The sequence below is a fragment of the Cupriavidus sp. WGlv3 genome, from assembly GCF_023952475.1.
GTDB classification, from domain to species: Bacteria; Pseudomonadota; Gammaproteobacteria; order Burkholderiales; family Burkholderiaceae; genus Cupriavidus; species Cupriavidus phytorum.
This window is the reverse complement of the sequence record NZ_JALHRX010000004.1, coordinates 320,831-336,557: the sequence shown is the minus strand read 5'-3', so window position 1 is coordinate 336,557 and position 15,727 is coordinate 320,831. Positions and strand designations below refer to the sequence as shown.

Sequence of the window (15,727 nt, the reverse complement as noted above, 5' to 3'; positions counted from 1 at the left end):
CCTTACAGCCGTTCGATGATGGTGACGTTGGCCAGCCCGCCGCCCTCGCACATGGTCTGCAGCCCATAGCGGCCGCCGGTGCGTTCCAGTTCGTGCAGCAGCGTGGTCATCAGGCGCGCGCCGGTGGCGCCGAGCGGGTGGCCCAGCGCGATCGCGCCGCCGTTGGGGTTGGTGCGCTCCGGCGCATAGCCGGTCTCGGCCAGCCACGCCATCGCCACCGAGGCAAAGGCTTCGTTGATCTCGACCACGTCGATATCGGCCAGGCGCAGGCCGCTGCGTTCCAGCGCGCGCTTCGTCGCCGGAATCGGTGCGGTCAGCATCCACAGCGGGTCGTCGCCCAGCACGCTCATATGGGCGATGCGCGCGCGCGGCGTCAGGCCGTAGCGCTTGAGCGCGTCCTCGGAAACGATCAGCAGCGCAGCGGCGGCATCGGCGGTCTGGCTGGACACGGCAGCGGTCAGCGAGCTGCCCGGCATCAGCGGCTCCAGCGCCGCCATCCTGGCCAGCGTGGTATCGGGACGCGGGGTTTCATCCCGGGTCACGCCTTCGCACGGCACGATCTCGCGCGCGAAGCGGCCGCCCTCGATCGCCGCGGCCGCGCGCTGGTGGCTCTCCAGCGCATACGCCTCCATTGCCTCGCGCGACAGCTTCCAGTGCTCGGCAATCCGCTGCGCCGCGTGGAACTGCGACACCGGCGCATCGCCGAAGCGCGCCTGCCAGCCCTTGCTGCCCGAGAACGGGTCGGCAAAGCCCAGCGCCTGCCCGGCCAGCATCGCCGACGAGATCGGGACCTGCGTCATGGTCTGCACGCCGCCGGCGATCACCACGTCCTGCGTGCCGCTCATCACCGCCTGCGCGGCGAAGTGAACGGCCTGCTGCGACGAGCCGCACTGGCGGTCCACCGTCACGCCCGGCACCGTCAGCGGCAGGCCTGCTGCCAGCCACGCGCTGCGCGCGATATTGCCGGCCAGCGGGCCGATGGTGTCGACGCAGCCGAACACCACGTCGTCATAGTCCTCTGCCGGGATGCCGTTGCGGCGCACCAGCTCGGCCAGCACGAAGCCGCCCAGGTCGGCGCCGTGCAGGTGCGACAGTCCACCCTTGCGGCGCCCGGTGGGGGTGCGCAGGGCATCAACGATATAGGCGTGTTTCATGGTCATTGGTCTCCTTGGGATCGGGCCATTCAGGCAAAGGTGGCGCCGGCGCCGATGGCGTGCTCGCCATCCAGGATGTGCGCGCCCAGGCGTGCCTTGTGGAACGCGCGGTCGCCCCAGCTTCCCGCCAGGGCCCAGGCGCGCTTGGTGAAGATCTGCAGGTCCAGCTCCCAGGTGTAGCCCATCGCGCCATGCACCTGGATCGCCTGCCGTGCCGCGCTCCACGCGCAGCGCGCGGCGGCGACGCGGGCATGCGAAACATGCAGGCCGGCATGCGGCAGGCCATGCGCCAGCGCCGCGGCGGCGCGCAGCAGCACCGGCTTGGCGAACTCCAGCTGGATCGCCACGTCGGCCAGCAGGTGCTTGACCGCCTGGTAGGCGCCGATGGCCTTGCCGAACTGCTTGCGCTGCGCGCTGTAGTCGATCGCCAGGTCCAGCATGCGCAGGGTCAGGCCCAACTGCTGCGCGGCCACGCCCAGCGCGCCGCGGTTCAGCGCCGCGTCCCACAGGCCAGCACCAGCTCCGGCCGGCACCAGCTCGGTTTCGGCGCTCGGCGTCCACGCCAGCTCGAACAGCCGGCGCGAAGGATCGAGACCGGTGCGCGCGGTCAGCGTGGCCTGGTTGGGCCGCAGCAGGTGCACGGCCCCTTCATGCGCGCACAGGATGGCGTCGGCGACATGGGCGTCCGCCACCAGCCGGTCCTGCGGGTGCGCCACCGCCACGCGGGCGTCGCCGGCGGCGATGCGTTCCAGCAGCGTGGCGCAGCGCGCGCGCGTTGCGTCGTCCGGCGCGGCATCGAGTGCATCGCGCAGCAGCCCGGCCGCCACCAGCGCCGTGTCGAGCAGCGGCTCCGGCAGCGCGAAATAGCCGCACGCCTGTGCCAGCGGTGCCCATTCGAGTTCGGCCAGGCCGAGCCCGCCCTGCTCCGCCGGCACCATCACGGCGGTCATGCCCTGGTCGGCCAGTTGCCGCCACAGCGCATCGGAGCGGCCGGTTTCGGTGGCCCACAGCTCGCGCGTCAGTTCCGGCGTCATCTCGGTCATCAGGAAGCGCCGGATCGCCTCGGCGAACTGTTCCTGCTCTTCGGTCAATGCGAAATCCATGTCTATTCCCCGGGGTGCCGTCATGCGCGCGGCATGCCGAGCAGGCGCTCGGCGACGATGTTGCGCTGGATCTCGTTGGTGCCGGCATAGATCGGCCCGGCCTGCGCGAACAGGAAGCCGTCCAGCCAGTGGCCGAGCGAACCCGGCGGCTGGCCGGCGGGCGCGACTTCGGCGGCCTGCCCCAGGATGGCCAGCGCGGTATCGTGCATATGGATGTCCAGCTCGGACCAGAACACCTTGTTGGTGCTCGACTCCGCGCCGATGTGGCCGCCCTTTACCAGCCGGCTCGCGGTAGCGTAGGTCGACAGCGTGTAGGCCTCGGCATCCATCCACGCGCGCAGCACCGCTTCGCGCAGCGACGGGTCGCGGTCCGCGGCCTCGCGGTTGGCCTGGTACAGCCGCACCAGCGCGCGCGCGGTTTCCTGGAAGCGGGCGGGCGAGCGCAGCATCAGCCCGCGCTCGAAGCCGGCGGTGGCCATTGCCACCTGCCAGCCGGCGCCTTCTGCGGCCAGCCGGTTTTCCACCGGCACGCGCACGTCGTCGAAGAAGATTTCGGCAAAGCCGGTCTGGCCGTTGAGCTGGCGGATCGGGCGCACGGTGATGCCAGGCGTGTCGAGCGGCACCAGCACGAAGGTCAGCCCGTGATGGCGCGTCGAGGCCGGGTCGGTGCGGAACAGGCCGAACAGCCAGTCGGCCCACACCGCGCGCGTCGACCAGATCTTCTGGCCGTTGATCACGTAGTCATCGCCCTGCCGGATCGCGCTGCAGCGGATCGCGGCCATGTCGGAGCCGGCGTTGGGCTCGGACCAGCCCTGCGCCCAGATATGCTCGCCGGCGGCCATGCGCGGCAGGAAGCGCGCCTTCTGCGCCTCGGTGCCGAATTCCATCAGCGTGGGGCCCAGCAGGAAGATGCCGTTCTGGTTGACGCGCATCGGCGCGCCGGCGCGCCAGTACTCTTCCTCGAAGATCAGCCACTCGATCAGGTCGCAACCGCGCCCGCCCAGCTCCGCCGGCCACGTGACCATGCTCCAGCGGCCCTGGTTGAGCGTGGCTTCCCAGGCGCGGTGCTGGGCAAAGCCGGCCTCGGTATCGAAACTTTCCAGCGGCGTGCGCGGCACGTGCGCGGCCATCCAGTCGCGCACCTCGGCGCGGAAGGCGCGCTGGGCGTCGGTGTATTCAAGCTGCATCGCGGGCTCCATGCTCCACTGCGGCGAAGGAGGCCTCGCGACCTTCGACAAAGGCCGCGCGCGCCTCGCCGGAATCGGCGCTCATGTATGCCTGCAGCGTGAAGCCCTGCTCCCAGCGGTACTTGTCTTCGAGGTTGCCGTCTTCCACGCCGTTGAGCGCCTCTTTGGCCAGCTGCAGCATGGCCGGGCTCTTGGCCGCGATCTGGCGCGCCAGCGCCATGGCGGCGTCGCGCAGTCCGGCGCGCGGCACCACGCGCTCGACCGCGCCCAGCCGGTAGGCCTCGGCGGCGTCGATCATCTCCCCGGTGAAGTACATCGCCCGCACCTTCTGCACGCCGAACATGCGCTGCAGGTGCGCACCGCCGCCCATGGCGCCGCGGTCGATCTCGGGCACGCCAAAGCGCGCGCACTCCGATGCCACGATGATGTCGGCGGCGCCGCAGATGCCGATGCCGCCGCCCAGCACGAAGCCGTGCACGGCGACGATGACCGGCTTGGGATTGCGGTGCACGGCGCGGAAGGTGGCGTAGTTGCCGGCATTGACGCCGACGATGCGTTCCGGATGCGCCGATAGCTCCTTGATGTCGACTCCGGCGCAGAAGCCGCGGCCTTCGCCGCGCAGCACGATCACGCGCACCGCGGGATCGGCGCCGAGGCGGTCGATGGCCGCGGCCAGCGCATGCCAGCCGGCGTTGTCGAGCGCGTTGACGGGCGGGTGGTCGATCACCAGCTCGGCGATGCCGTCGGCGCTTTCAATGTGGAATGGCGCGGTCTTGTTGTTCATTTGTCGATGTCCTCAGTCTGTCGGTCAAGCCGCTGCAGTCAGGCCCGTCCCGGCCAGCACCGCAAGCCGTGCCTGCGCCTGGGCGGCCATGCCGGCCACGATCTGTTCGCACGATTCGATCGCGCCGATCGCCGCGGCGGCCTGCCCGCTGGGCAGCACCCCTTCATCGGGGCACCCTTCCACCATCGCGCGCTGGATCAGCACCGGCGCATTGGCGGCCATCAGCGTCTGCGCGACGCTGTAGTCCTGCTCCCGCATCGCGCGCCAGGCCGTTGCCAGCAGCTGCGTGCTGCGCATGCCGGTGCGCGCCTGCCATTTGCGCGCGGCGGCAAGCGCCAGCCACGTGCGGCGCAGCGGGCCGGCCTGTTCCAGTCCGACCAGCAGGTCGTTGTCGATCATCCGCTGCGGCAGCCCGTCGATCGCCAGCGAGACGCGAATCTGGCCAGCGTCACGCACCTTGACGTAGCGCTCCAGCGTCTGCGCCGGCACCGGCGACTCGGCCGACATCAGGAAGCGCGTGCCCATGGCCACGCCGGCGGCGCCGTAGGCCAGCGCCGCGGCCAGCCCGCGGCCGTCGAAGAAGCCGCCCGCCGCCACCACCGGCACGCTGACGCTGTCCAGCACCTGCGGCAGCAGCAGCGTGGTCGGCGTGCCGCCGGTATGGCCGCCGCCCTCGCCGCCCTGCACCGTGACCACGTCCGCGCCCATTTCGACGGCCTTGGCCGCGTGCTTGGCCGCTCCCACCGTCGGCATGCAGACGATGCCCGCCGCCTTGAGCCGGCCGACCATCTTCGCGTCCGGGCCGCGCCCATAGCTGACCGCGCGCAGCCGGTGGCGGATCGCCATCTCGATGACCTCGTGCGCGTTGGGCTGGAACATGTGGAAGTTGATGCCGAAGGGCCGGTCGCTGAGCGCCTTGACGCGCAGGATTTCGCGTTCGACCTCGCCCGGCGGAATGGTGGCGCCGGCCAGGAAGCCGAAGGCCCCGGCATTGCCGCTGGCGGCCACCAGCTTGGCGTCCGCCACCCACCCCATCGCCGTCTGCACGATTGGATAGCGGCAGCCAAGCAGCTCGCACAGCACCGTGTGCAGGCTCGCGGTGCTCATGCCGGGGTTCATGCCTTGTCCTCGCTGCCGGTACGTTGCGACGCCGCCATCGCGCGCGCGTCGTAGCCGCCGAGCTTGTCGCCGCTGACCAGCTCGTTGTGCGCATGCGCGAAGTGGTGCCAGGCAAAGACCGCATCCATCGCGGTGCGCTTGCCCTGCAGGTCTTCCACGTGATTGACCGCCTGCTTGGTCAGCGTCAGGCCCAGCCGCGGCATCTGCGCGACCTTGGCGGCCATGCCGTAGACCGTGTCCTCGAGCGCGTCGCGCGGCACCACGCGGTTGACCATGCCCATGCGCTCGGCGCGCTCGGCGCCCATGCGCTCGCCCAGGAACAGGAATTCCTTGGCGATGCGCGGGTGCAGCTCATACGCATGCGCGAAATACTCGACGCCGGGAATCCCCATGCGCACCACCGGATCGGCAAAGAAGGCATCGTCGGACGCCACGATCAGGTCGCACACCCAGGCCAGCATCAACCCGCCGGCGATGCAGGCGCCGTGCACCATGGCGATGGTCGGCTTGGGCAGCTCGCGCCAGCGCCGGCACATGCCCAGGTAGACCTCCTGCTCGCGCGCATAGAGGAACTCGCCGCCGGGCTTGTTGACGTGGTCATACCAGAGCGAGGCACGCTCGAAGGTCTCGTTGATATCGCGCCCTGGCGTGCCGATGTCGTGCCCGGCGGAGAAGTGCTTGCCGGCGCCGCGCAGCACGATCACCTTGACCGCGTCGTCGGCGGCGGCGCGCCGGTAGGCCTCGTCCAGCGCATATGTCATCTTAGAGTTCTGCGCGTTGTGGAACTGCGGCCGGTTCATGGTCACCGTGGCGATGCCGTCGGCGACCTGGTAGAGCACCTCGGCGTTCGGACCGAGGCTGATGGGTTCGATGGCAGGCGATGTCATGGCAGTCTCAGGCGCGTCCGGAAGGGTTGCCGCGCACGATCGCGGCGCGCAGGTTGTGCGGGTCGAGCTGAGCGATCAGCCGCAGTTCTTCCGGCGTCGGTGCCGTCGTCTCTGGCAGCGCTTCGCCGGGCGTGTTGGCCAGCGCAAAGCCGGTGGCGGCCTGCACCTGCTCCAGGCTGACGCCCGGGTGCAGCGAGCGCACGCGGATGGCGTGGTTCGGTCCGCCGAAATCCATCACGCACAGGTCCGTGACGATCACGCGCAGGTCGACGAAGCTGCGCATGCCTTCGATCTGGCGCGCCGGGTTGTAGCCGACGCTGCAGACCATGTCGACTTCGCCGGCGACAAACGAGCGCGTGCTGTGTCCCGACACAAAGTACGAATTGGCGTGATGGATGCTGTTGCCGGGAAAGCCGCGCGCGCCCAGCAGCTGGGTCTTGGGCTGCGCATGGGTGCCGCCCAGGCAGGAGATATTGGCCTGGCCGAAGCGGTCGATCTGCGTCGGCATCACCAGCGCATGGCGGCGCCCGCCCCACAGGCAGTCGAACACGCGCGCATAGCCCATCCAGCCGCTGGCGCGCACCTGGTAATCCGGCTCGCGCGGACCCAGCGGCACCGGCCTTTCCACCAGGTAGGCCTCGCCGTCGGTCAGCAGCAGGCCGGGGTTGTGCGCAAGCCGCGCCAGGCCGGCGGCGATGCGCGGGCCGGTGCCGATGCCGGTGGCCAGCACCTCGCCGTCGTCGCACCAGGCGCGGGCGGCGACGGCGATCATCAGCTCGGCGCGGGTAAATTCATAAGTGGCGCTCACGGTCGCTCCTTGGGATCAAAGTACGGGCAGCGGCAGATCGTGCACGTGGCCAGGGCCGCCGATGCACGCCAGGTAATGCGCTTCGCTGTCGCCCACCACCTCGTCGCGGTAGGCGCGGAAGCCGTCTTCCGCGTCGGCGCTGGCGCAATAGGACTTCAGCGCTGGCAGGTCCCAGCCATAGGCCGGCGCGCACGAAGTGGGATGGGCGCCCGCCGGCGCGTGCACCACGCCGGTCACCAGCGCGCGCTCGAACGGGTTGTTGCGGGCGCGCGCGAGCTCGGTGTCTTCCAGGCGCGGGTGCAGCGTTTCGCAGCTGACATAGCAGCGCTGCGCGGCGCGCGCGAACCACTCATCGAAGAACGGATCGGGGCCGTCGATGCGGGTGTTGCCCAGCACATCGCTTTCGTTCACGTGCAGCAGCGCCGCATCCAGCGGGATTGCCGGCATCGCCAGCAGGACTTCGCCATCGTCGTAAGGCGAACGGACGGTCTTCAGGTGCGGGTTGCGGTCCAGCACGTCGGTGCCCAGCGCGGCGCGCGTCGGCAGGAACGGCAGGCGCGCCGCGGCGGCGCGCAAACCCAGCTGCAGCATGCCTTCGTCCAGCTCGGTCACCGCCAGCAGGCCGCGCTCGCGCGCCTGGCGAAAGTACGGCTCGAGCGGGATCACGTCGAGCGAGACAAAGCCGAACACCAGCCGGCGCACCTTTCCGGCAGCGCACAGCATGCCCACTTCGGGGCCGCCGTAGGCCACCACGGTCAGGTCCTTCAGCGGCGAGCGCAGGATCTCGCGCACCAGCGCCATGGGCTTGCGGCGCGGGCCCCAGCCGCCAATGCCGATGGTCATGCCGTCGGCGAGCTGGCCGACCACGTCGGCCGCGCTCATGGTCTTGTCGATGGTCTTGGTCATAGGTCTGTGCCGCGCTTAGCGGTATCCGATGCTGAAGTCATGGCCCCACAGGCTTACCCGCGTGGCCTCGTAGGCGGCGTGGCGGCTCCAGTCCACCTCCAGCCCGCCGTGGCCGAACTCGAGGTCGAAGCCGCCGGGGGTCTTCATGTAGAACGAAGTCATGCGGTCATTGCAGTGCTGCCCCAGCGTGGCCGACAGCTTCACGCCGTGCTGCTGCACCCGGTCCAGCGCGCGGCCCACCTCGGCCATGTCGGGCACCTCGGCCATCACGTGGATGCAGCCGGCCTCGGACGGCATCTCGAAGATCGCCAGGCTGTGGTGGCGCGCATTGGCGCAATGCAGGAAGTGGATGCGCTTTTCCGGCTCGTTGGGATCGCTGGTGAAGCGCACGCGATAGATGTCGGACAGGCCGAAGCCCATCACGTCGCGCAGGAAGGCATAGGTCCGGTCGAAGGCCGGTGCCGGCAGCACGGTGTGGCCCGCGCCCATCGGGTCCGTGATGAAGCGTGGCACGCCCACCGGCGAGACAAAGCGCAGGAAGTCGGAACGCATGCCCCACGAGACCTCGTGGCGGTTGCCGGACGGATCGGCAAACCACGCCATCGCCTGCACCCTGCGCTGCGCCAGTTCGGCGGCGCTGGCCTGCACGACCTCGACGTTGGCCTGGCGCAGCGTCTCGAGCGCATGGCGGTAGGCCGCCTCGTCGGCCAGCTCCCAGCCCGATGCCAGGTAGCGGTCGCGCACCCCCGGCACCACCAGGTAGCGGTAGTCGCGCTCATCCATTTTCACGTACAGCGCACCGCCGGGGGCGCCGGCGCAGGTCATGCCGAGCACCTGCTCGGCATAGTCTCGCCATTGCCCGATGTCGGTGGACTCGACCACGATGTAGCCAAGCGCACGAATGTCCAACATGCCGGTCTCCTCTGGTTCGATGTGGGGGTTCGATGTGAGTGTCGAACGGGGCGGCTGCGGCGCGGCTGCAGCCTGTCGATGGGACCGATTCTTTCGTGTGCGGGCACTTGGTGCATCGTCCTGGCGGACTAGCCGGTATCGCCACGCGGGGCTTGGCGGCCTGCCTGTGGGCGTAGTACGGGGTAGTCCGAACGAGTGATGTGCGTGCGGTGCGCTGGCCGCACCCTCTGCGCGGGACAGACCCCTACACAGAGGAGCAGAGATGACGGAATCAGGACAAGCCTGCGTCGCCGTGGTCACCGGCGCATCGCGCGGCGCCGGCCGCGGCATTGCGCTGGCGCTGGGTGCGGCGGGCGCCACGGTGTATGTCACCGGCCGCACCGAACAGGAGGGCAGCGCGCCGCTGCCTGGCACCATCCACGCCACCGCGCGCGAGATCGATGCCCTCGGCGGGCGCGGCATCGCGGTCGCCTGCGACCACGGCGACGACGCCCAGGTCGCTGCGCTGTTCCGCCGTGTGCGCGAAGAGGCGGGACGGCTGGACATCCTGGTCAACAACGCCACCTTCCTGCATGACCAGCTGATCCAGCCGGGGCCGTTCTGGCAGAAGCCGCTGGAAATGGCCGGCATCCTCGACGTGGGGCTGCGTTCCGGCTATGTCGCCAGCTGGCACGCCGCGCCAGTGATGGCGGCGCAGGGGCGCGGGCTGATCGTGTTCACCTCTTCCTTCGGCGCCAACTGCTATATGCATGGGCCGGCCTACGGCGCGCAGAAGGCCGGCATCGACAAGTTCGCGCATGACATGGCGGTGGACCTGCGGCCTTATGGCGTGGCTGCGGTGTCGCTGTGGATGGGACCGCTGCGCACCGCGCGCACGCTGCGGGTATGGGAGCAGCATCCGGACAAGTACGCGGACTTCGCGCCGGTGGCGGAGACGCCGGAGTTCACGGAGCGCATTATCGACGCACTGTATCGGGATCCGGCGTTGATGGAGAAGTCCGGGCAGGTGCTGATCGGGGCGGAGTCGGCGCTGGCCTATGGCATCGTCGATGCGGAGGGGGTGCAGCCGCCGTCGTACCGGCAGGCGCTGGGCGGCCCGCCGGCGGTGCATCCGGCGATCGTGGAATAGGGGTCGGAGGCACTGGCGTATTGGACGCGCCTGCCCTCTCCCCCGGCCCCTCTCCCGCAAGCGGGAGAGGGGAGCAAACAATCGGCGAACGTCAGCCAGCCCCCATCGACAACAACCCCGTAGTGAATACCGTCGACCGAATCACCCAGGCCCCCTCCACCCTCACATACACATCCACATAGCGCCCAGTCAGGAAAGTCCGCGTCCCGCCGGCATCATCCAGCGCCAGGTAAGCCAGATCCCAGCTGCCCTCGGCCGTGCCATCGTCTCGCACGCGGATATCCCCTTGCCCCGCGAAGTGCATCTCCCGCAGCGTAGGCCGGCAGGCCAGTTCTGCAAAGCACTGCACCAGCGCATCGCGTCCCGCAAAGGTCCCGATCCGGTCATAGTGGATATGCGCGCCCTCGGCGACAAAGCACGCCCGCATGGCCTCGGGGTTCTTGTCGTCGCAGGCGCGCAGGTAGCGAAGCTTGAGCGCGCGGATCGCATCGGCGGCCTCGAGCCGGTCCAGCCGTTCGGCAAGTGACTTCATGTCCGTCATGTCGTGTTCCCCCGTCACGATGCCCGCAACTGGTACTTGAGCACCTTGCCCGCCGCACTCACCGGCAGCGAGCTCACAAACAACACCTCGCGCGGCACCTTGTAATTGGCCATATGCCGGCGCGCCCAGGCGATCAGCGTGTCGGCGTCGACGCGCGCGCCGTGCCGCAGCACCACGTAGGCGCGGCCGACCTCGCCGAGGCGGTCATGCGGCATGCCCACCACCGCCACCTGGGCCACCGCCGGATGCGCCACCAGCAGCTTTTCCACCTCGGCCGGATAGCAGTTGAAGCCGCCGACGATAAACATGTCCTTGATGCGGTCGGTGATGCGCAGGTAGCCGCGCGCATCGAGCGTGCCGACGTCGCCGGTATGCAGCCAGCCGTCGCTGTCGACAGCTTCGGCGGTGGCTTCGGGCAGGCCGAAATAGCCTTGCATCACGTTGTAGCCGCGCACCAGCACTTCGCCCGGCTCGCCGGTGGCCACCGGCTGCCCCTGCGCGTCGATGCAGCGGATCTCGATGCCCGGCATCGCGCGCCCGGAGGTGCCGGCGACGGTCTCGGCGTCGTCGCCGGCGCGTGTCAGCGTGGCGAAGCCGCACGACTCGGTCAGGCCGTAGCCGGTGATGATGGTGTCGAAGCCGAGTTCGTCGCGCATGCGCTGGATCAGCGCCGGGGCGATCGCCGAGGCGCCGGTCACCGCCACGCGCAGCGAAGACAGGTCGAACTCGCGCAGGCGCGGCGCGTTCAGCAGGGTCTGGTACAGCGTGGGCGGGCCGGGCAGCACCGTGATGCCTTCGTTCTCCACGCGGGTCATCACGGCCTCGGCGTCGAACACTAGGTGGGGCAGCACCGTGGCGCCGCGCGACAGCGCCGCCAGCCATCCGGCCTTGTAGCCGAAGGTATGGAAGAACGGATTGACGATCAGGTAGCGGTCCCCGGCCCGCACGCCGGTGATGGCGGCCCAGCCGTCGATGGCGCGCAGGTTCTGCGCGTGCGCCGTCATCACGCCCTTGGGCCGTCCGGTGGTGCCCGAGGTGAACATGATGTCCATCGGCGTGTCGCCGCGCACCCCGGCCTCGCACGCAGAAAATGCAGCCATGTCGGTGCGTGGCGCCAGCGCGAGGAAATCGTCCCATGCCAGTTCGTCCGCGCCGGCAGCCCTGCCCTGCCCCGGCCGCAGGATTACCAGCCGCTCCAGCGTGCCGGGACGGTGCGGCGCCAGCATCTGCGGATAGCTTTCGCCGAGGAAGCCGTCAACGCAGAACAGCAGCCGCGCGCCGCTGTCGGCCAGCACCGCGCCGGCTTCGGCCCCTTTCATGCGCGTATTGAGCGGCACCAGCGCCGCGCCCACGCTGTGCGTGGCCAGCGCCGCGATAATCCACTCGGAGAAGTTCGGCGCCCACAGGGCGACGCGGTCGCCAGGCTGCACGCCGAGCGCCATCAGCGCGCGCGCCGCCTGGATCCGGCTGTCGTCGAGCGCGGCGTAGCTCAGGCGCAGCCCGTCTTCCTGGATGGCAATGCGCTCGCCGTGGCGGCTGGCCGCGCGCCGCAGCAGCGCGGGAATGGTCTCGGCAAGGCTGTCGTTGGCCGCGGCTTCGATGCCGGCCGGTGCCACAATGGCGTCGAGGGTGTCAGATGGAGTCATGTCAATCCGGGAACTTCAGGTGGATCTCGCTGCTGGCCGGGCGCGCCTGGCACGCCAGGGTCCAGCCCGCCTCCAGGTCGGCGCGGTCGAGCACATGGTTTTCGCCGAGCGTCACGTCGCCCTGCGTTACCTGGCACATGCAGGCGCCGCACAGGCCGGCGCGGCAGGAGCTGGGCGCGGCCACGCCGGCGCGCTGCAGCGCGTCGAGCACGGTTTCATCGGGCGCCACGCCGACCTCGTGGGTCGCGCCGTCCAGCTGCACGGTCAGGGCTGCGCCGCGCATCGCCGGCACGGAGACGACAGGTTCGGCCACGGCCACGCGGGCCGGCGCCGTGGCCGCCGGCGCATCGGGCAACGATACGAAGCGCTCCACGTGCAGTTGCCCGCGCGGCACGCCCAGCGCCTGCAGTGCGGCCTGGGCGCCGTCCATGAACGGCCCGGGCCCGCACACAAAGCATTGCGCCATGCTCCAGGGCCGCACCAGTTCCTCGATCTGGCGCTGCGTGGGCGGGCCCTGCACGCTGTCCAGCCAGTGGATCACGCGCAGGCGGCCGGGATGGCTGCGCGCCAGTTCCGCCAGCGCCTCGCGAAAGATGATGGAGCGCTCGTCGCGATTGGCATACACCAGCGTGACCGCGCCGCGTCCGTGCCGCAGCGCCGCCTTGGCGATCGACAGCACCGGCGTGATGCCGCTGCCGCCCGCCAGCAGCAGGAAATCGCCCTGCAGCGCGGGCGGCGTGAACACGCCGGCCGGCGGCATTGCCTCGACCGTGTCGCCGGCGCCGAGATGGTCGCAGATCCAGTTGGACACGCGCCCGCTCTGCACGCGCTTGACGGTCACGCGCAGCGCGCCGTCCACGCCCGGCGAGCTGGACAGCGAATAACAGCGCTGCAGCGGCACGCCATCGACCGGCACGCGCAGCGTCAGGAACTGGCCCGGGCGGTAGGCAAAGGTATCGCGCAGCGCCTCGGGCAGCGCGAATACCAGTGAATGCGCCTGGTCCGTCTCCGCGACCACTTCGGCAATCTGCAGCCGATGGAATTGCACTGGCGCCATGATGTCCTTGTTTCGTCGTTGCTTCCCGGCGTGCGCTCAGGCCACGCCCATGATGGTCTGCGCGTTGTCGATGCGCAGTTCCGCGCCGTTGATGAAGCGCGATTCATCCGACGCCAGAAACAGCACCAGGTTGGCCACGTCGCGCGGATGGCACATGCGCTGCATCGGCTCGGCGCCGCCGACTTCCTCGGGCAGCGCGGTGGCGCCGCCCGGGAGGAAGGCCGCGGTCATCGGCGTCAGGATGCCGTCCGGGTGGATCGAATTGCAGCGGATGCGGTAGCCGCTCTGCTTGCAATGGCCCGCGACGGCGCGCGTCAGCGCGGCCACCGCGCCCTTGCTGGCGCTATAGGCGCAGAACGCGCCCATGCCGCCCAGCGCCGCCACCGACGACATATTGACGATGCTGCCGCCGCCCGCCTTCATCGCGGCCACGCCGTACTTGCAGCCCAGGAAGTAGCCGTCGGCGTTGATACGCATCACGCGCTGCCATTGCTCCAGTGTGGCTTCCTCGACCGTGCCCAGCATCAGGATGGCGGCGTTGTTGACCAGCACGGTGGGCGCGCCGAAGCGCTGCTCGGTGCGCGCCATCACCTGCTCCCAGCCGGCTTCGCTGGCGATGTCGTGCGGCACGAACAGCGCAGTCTCGCCGATCTCGCGCGCCAGCGCGTGGCCCGCTTCCTCGTTGACGTCGGTCAGCACCACGCGCGCGCCCTCGCGCGCCAGCAGCAAGGCGTCTTCCTTGCCGACGCCGCTGGCGGCCCCGGTGACGATGGCGATCTTTCCTTCAGTACGTCGGCTCATGGGTAGTCTCCTGGTGGGTATGCGCCTGCCGTCCGTCGGCAGGCTGTTGTGCGAGATGGCGGCCCGCATTGCGTCCCGACCAGATGCAGTCGGCAAGCGACAGGCCGCTTACGTAGTGATTGGAGGCGATGCCGACGGCGGTTCGGCCGACGGCGTAGAGCCCGGCTATCGGTGCCCCGCCCGCGGCGGCCAGCACGCGGCCGCTGGATTCCTCCACCGCCAAGCCGCCCAGCGTGATCGCCGGACACGGAAAGACCCGGCTGTCGGCCGAGATGTCGATGGCCAGCCACGGCCCGCTCTCGAGCGACGCACACATGGCCACCGACTTGCCGGTCGGATCGGGCGTTTCGCCACGCGCCGCGGCGTTATAGGCGTCGAGAGTCGCGCGCAGCGCGGGCGCTGGCATGTCCAGCTTGCCGGCCAGCGTCTCGATGCTGGCGGCACGGCGCGCCCCGGCCAGCAGCAGCAGCGCCGCCGGCACGGCCTGGAATGCCCACAGCCGGCCGCCCAGGCATTCGCGCAGCGCCTCGCGCGCCAGCGCGCGGTTCAGCACCAGCCAGGCACGCCCGCCATGCCGCTCGCAGATGGCGTGGCCGAGGGTGGCGCCATAGGTTTCCTCGTTGCCGATGCGCGCGCCCTGCGCGTCGACCACGCAGCCGCGCGCCCAGGCGAACGGCGGATTGATGAAGCGCCACGCCGACACGCGCTCCAGGTGCCGCGTGGCGCCGCCGGCCGACTCGCCGAGGCGGATGCCGCTGCCGTCGCAACCGGTCGCGCCCAGGCGCCAGGCCTGCTGGTACTTGCCGGCATGGCGCGCCACCATGGCGCGGTTGAAGATAAAACCGCCCGTGGCCAGCACCACCGCGCGGGTGCGCACCGCGACCGGTTGTGCGTGGCGCAGTTCCAGCTGCAGCACCTGCGCACGCAGCCGGTCGGCCAGCGCCGGCAGGGCGTTGTGCAGGCGCTCGGCCAGCCGCGCCAGGCGCGCATGGCGCTTCTGGTGACGGCCCGGCGGCAGCTGCCACAGCTCGACGCCGACCACCGCGCCGTCGCGGTCCAGGATCAGCCGCCGCGCCGCGCACTGGCGCATGACGGTGATCTGCCGGTTGTCGTCCACCGCACAGCACAGCGCGCCGTACAGTGTGCGGCCTGACATGCCGGGGCCCTTTACACGGTGGCCGCGCGGGGCGGGCGCGGCATGCTGCGCGTAGGCGGCCACCGCTTCATTGCCGGAGTAATACAGGTAATAGGGCTGCGCCGGATACGAGGTCTTGCGCGGCGGCACGGTCGCGGCAAAGCGCACCCCCAGCGCCTCCAGCCAGCCGATCATCGCGCGGCTGTTGTCGCAGAAGTCCTGCAGCGTGGCGTCGCTGACCACGCCTTCGGTTTCCTGGCGCAGGTAGCCGGCCATCGCCTGCGGCGTATCGTCATAGCCCGCGGCGCGCTGGTAGGGCGTGCCGCCGCCGGCATAGACCACGCCGCCGCTCCTGGCGCTGGCGCCGCCGCCCTCGAAGCGTTCCGCCACGATCACGCGCGCGCCGCCATGCGCGGCTTCCAGCGCGGCGCAGGCCCCGGCGGCGCCAAAGCCCACCACCACGGCATCGCAGGCGGCCTGCCAGGGATGCGCGTCGGGGTCATCGAGCCGCAACGGGGCGTGGACGGGCGTAACGGCGTCGTAAGCCATGCTGGCGCT

The 15,727-nt window shown here is 70.4% G+C and carries 15 protein-coding genes; 1 reads left to right on the top strand and 14 read right to left on the bottom strand.

All coding sequences use genetic code 11. From position 1 onward, the window contains the following. Positions 1-2 precede the first annotated feature (2 nt). From MKD38_RS10465 to MKD38_RS10425, 9 genes are read right to left on the bottom strand one after another with little or no spacing between them, the layout of a single operon-like run. Positions 3-1,154 (bottom strand): acetyl-CoA C-acetyltransferase, encoded by a 1,152-nt coding sequence (locus tag MKD38_RS10465; RefSeq protein WP_252676737.1) that lies wholly within the window; start codon positions 1,152-1,154, stop codon positions 3-5. A gap of 29 nt (positions 1,155-1,183) precedes the next feature. Then, entirely contained in the window at positions 1,184-2,257 is a 1,074-nt protein-coding gene (locus tag MKD38_RS10460; protein WP_252676535.1) for an acyl-CoA dehydrogenase family protein, read from the bottom strand. Positions 2,258-2,277: 20 nt separating this feature from the next. Then, positions 2,278-3,444: an acyl-CoA dehydrogenase family protein gene (locus MKD38_RS10455; protein WP_252676533.1), complete on the bottom strand. Its 1,167-nt coding sequence runs from the start codon at positions 3,442-3,444 to the stop codon at positions 2,278-2,280. Then, on the bottom strand, positions 3,434-4,228 hold the full coding sequence (locus tag MKD38_RS10450; protein WP_252676531.1) for an enoyl-CoA hydratase family protein: 795 nt from the start codon (positions 4,226-4,228) through the stop codon (positions 3,434-3,436). The genes MKD38_RS10455 and MKD38_RS10450 overlap by 11 nt, the downstream gene beginning before the upstream one ends. A 24-nt stretch (positions 4,229-4,252) precedes the next feature. Then, on the bottom strand, positions 4,253-5,335 hold the full coding sequence (locus tag MKD38_RS10445) for an NAD(P)H-dependent flavin oxidoreductase (RefSeq protein WP_252676735.1): 1,083 nt from the start codon (positions 5,333-5,335) through the stop codon (positions 4,253-4,255). Positions 5,336-5,343: 8 nt separating this feature from the next. After that, a complete protein-coding gene (locus MKD38_RS10440; RefSeq protein ID WP_252676529.1) occupies positions 5,344-6,234 on the bottom strand; it encodes an enoyl-CoA hydratase in 891 nt (296 codons plus the stop codon). Positions 6,235-6,241: 7 nt separating this feature from the next. After that, positions 6,242-7,042, bottom strand: a complete 801-nt coding sequence (locus MKD38_RS10435) for a CoA-transferase subunit beta (RefSeq protein ID WP_252676527.1) — start codon at positions 7,040-7,042, stop codon at positions 6,242-6,244. A gap of 15 nt (positions 7,043-7,057) precedes the next feature. After that, positions 7,058-7,948 carry a CoA transferase subunit A gene (locus MKD38_RS10430; protein WP_252676525.1) on the bottom strand — a complete coding sequence of 297 codons (891 nt, stop codon included), beginning with the start codon at positions 7,946-7,948 and terminating at the stop codon, positions 7,058-7,060. 15 nt (positions 7,949-7,963) lie between these two features. Then, positions 7,964-8,860 carry a VOC family protein gene (locus tag MKD38_RS10425; protein ID WP_252676523.1) on the bottom strand — a complete coding sequence of 299 codons (897 nt, stop codon included), beginning with the start codon at positions 8,858-8,860 and terminating at the stop codon, positions 7,964-7,966. Between the two features lie 262 nt (positions 8,861-9,122). Between MKD38_RS10425 and MKD38_RS10420 the strand changes: the two genes are divergently transcribed. After that, positions 9,123-9,989 (top strand): SDR family NAD(P)-dependent oxidoreductase, encoded by an 867-nt coding sequence (locus MKD38_RS10420; protein WP_252676521.1) that lies wholly within the window; start codon positions 9,123-9,125, stop codon positions 9,987-9,989. Positions 9,990-10,080: 91 nt separating this feature from the next. On the opposite strand, the gene MKD38_RS10415 is transcribed toward MKD38_RS10420, so the two are convergent. Genes MKD38_RS10415 through MKD38_RS10395 form a run of 5 tightly spaced genes read right to left on the bottom strand, consistent with a single transcriptional unit; the run spans position 10,081 to position 15,718 of the window. Continuing rightward, positions 10,081-10,530: a nuclear transport factor 2 family protein gene (locus tag MKD38_RS10415; RefSeq protein ID WP_252676519.1), complete on the bottom strand. Its 450-nt coding sequence runs from the start codon at positions 10,528-10,530 to the stop codon at positions 10,081-10,083. A 14-nt stretch (positions 10,531-10,544) separates the two neighbouring features. Next, positions 10,545-12,176: a FadD3 family acyl-CoA ligase gene (locus MKD38_RS10410; RefSeq protein ID WP_252667584.1), complete on the bottom strand. Its 1,632-nt coding sequence runs from the start codon at positions 12,174-12,176 to the stop codon at positions 10,545-10,547. Between the two features lies 1 nt (position 12,177). After that, on the bottom strand, positions 12,178-13,233 hold the full coding sequence (locus MKD38_RS10405) for a ferredoxin--NADP reductase (RefSeq protein ID WP_252676517.1): 1,056 nt from the start codon (positions 13,231-13,233) through the stop codon (positions 12,178-12,180). A 36-nt stretch (positions 13,234-13,269) separates the two neighbouring features. Then, complete coding sequence (locus MKD38_RS10400) at positions 13,270-14,034, bottom strand: SDR family oxidoreductase (protein ID WP_252676516.1); 765 nt, start codon at positions 14,032-14,034, stop codon at positions 13,270-13,272. Next, positions 14,018-15,718, bottom strand: coding sequence for an FAD-binding protein (locus MKD38_RS10395; protein ID WP_252676515.1), 1,701 nt, complete (start codon positions 15,716-15,718; stop codon positions 14,018-14,020). Before MKD38_RS10395 ends, MKD38_RS10400 begins: the two co-directional genes overlap by 17 nt. Positions 15,719-15,727 lie beyond the last annotated feature (9 nt).